The sequence below is a fragment of the Pirellulales bacterium genome (assembly GCA_036499395.1).
Taxonomy (GTDB): Bacteria; Planctomycetota; Planctomycetia; order Pirellulales; family JACPPG01; genus JACPPG01.
In genome coordinates this window covers 1-1,551 of sequence record DASYDW010000091.1, presented here as the reverse complement: position 1 = coordinate 1,551, position 1,551 = coordinate 1, and the positions used below count along the sequence as shown (strand labels likewise).

Annotated in this window: 2 protein-coding genes; both read left to right on the top strand. The window is 60.5% G+C overall.

All coding sequences use genetic code 11. From position 1 onward, the window contains the following. The coding region (locus tag VGN12_16650) for a glutamate dehydrogenase (GenBank protein ID HEY4311083.1) at positions 1-549 on the top strand (549 nt) is incomplete at its 5' end. A gap of 315 nt (positions 550-864) precedes the next feature. Next, positions 865-1,551 (top strand): transporter substrate-binding domain-containing protein (locus VGN12_16645; GenBank protein ID HEY4311082.1); only part of this gene is annotated, 687 nt, incomplete at its 3' end.

Sequence of the window (1,551 nt, the reverse complement as noted above, 5' to 3'; positions counted from 1 at the left end):
GCCAAGGTGGTCGCGGTGCAGGATCACACCGGCTCGCTGTACAAGTCGACCGGCATCGACGCGGTCGCGCTGCTCGAACACGTCGCGAAGACGGGCGGCGTGGGCGGCTTCCCGGAAGCGGACGCGGTGAGCAACGAGGAGTTCTGGACCGCCGAATCGGACATCCTGATTCCGGCTGCGCTGGAAAACCAGATCACCGAAAAGAATGCCGGAAAGATCAAGACGAAGATCGTCGTGGAAGGCGCCAACGGCCCAACCACCACGGCGGCCGACGACATTCTCCACGATCGCGGCATCCTCGTGATTCCGGACGTGGTGGCCAATGCGGGCGGCGTGACGGTGTCGTACTTCGAATGGGTGCAGGACTTCTCGAGCTTCTTCTGGACCGAGGACGAAATCAACCAGCGTCTGGAGCGCGTGATGCGCGAAGCATTTGCCGCGGTGTGGCAGGTGTCGAGCGAGCAGAACGTGTCCGTGCGGACCGCGGCGTTCATCGTCGCTTGTAAGCGGATTCTGCAAGCGCGCGAAATGCGCGGTCTGTACCCTTGATCTACGTTTGAACGGCGGCTGTGCTACTTTGCGCAAGCCACCGGCAATTCTTGCCTTAACGCCGTCCACAAGACGGCGTGTCGTACCGGCGGGCGGCATCGGATCGATGCCGCCCGTCTTTGCATATCCGGAAAAAGGCCCGCGGACGGGTCCCGAGCGCCGCGAATCCTGGGCGCCGCGGCTCCAGAGGATGCGCCCCTAGGGGACACCCTGGAAAAAGTCCCTGGGGGATACGCAACAACATGGTTTATAGCGATACTTTCAGAATAATTACTTTGCTAAACTGGCGCCGGTTCTTGCCAAGGAGATCACAACATGAAAGTTAAAAAAGCTGCGCTGCTGCTCGCGACTCTCGGACTGTTTACGGTTGGCGCGCATGCGCAGGACGCCGGCACGCTGAAAAAAATCAAGGACACGGGCGTCATTTCGCTGGGGCATCGCGAATCGTCGATCCCGTTCTCGTATTACGACGACAAGCAGAACGTCATCGGCTACTCGCAGGAATTCGCCATGAAAGTGGTGGAGGCCGTGAAGGTGAAGCTGAACATGCCTAACCTGAAGGTCAAGCTGACGCCGATCACGTCGCAAAACCGTATTCCGCTGGTGCAGAACGGCACCGTGGACATCGAATGCGGTTCGACCACGAATAATCTGGAGCGCCAGCAACAGGCCGCGTTCACGAACACGATCTTCGTGATCGGCACGCGTCTGATGACCAAGAAAGACTCCGGCATCAAGGACTGGGCGGACCTGAAGGGCAAGACGGTCGTCACGACCGCCGGCACCACCTCCGAGCGCCTGCTTCGCAAGATGAACCAGGACAAGAACATGGGCATGAACATCATCAGCGCGAAGGACCATGGCGAGTCGTTCCTGACGCTGTCCACCGGCCGTGCCGCCGCGTTCATGATGGACGACGCACTGCTCGCGGGCGAGCGCGCGAAGTCGAACAACCCGGGCGATTTCGTGCTCGTCGGCGCGCCGCAATCGCGTGAAGCGTAC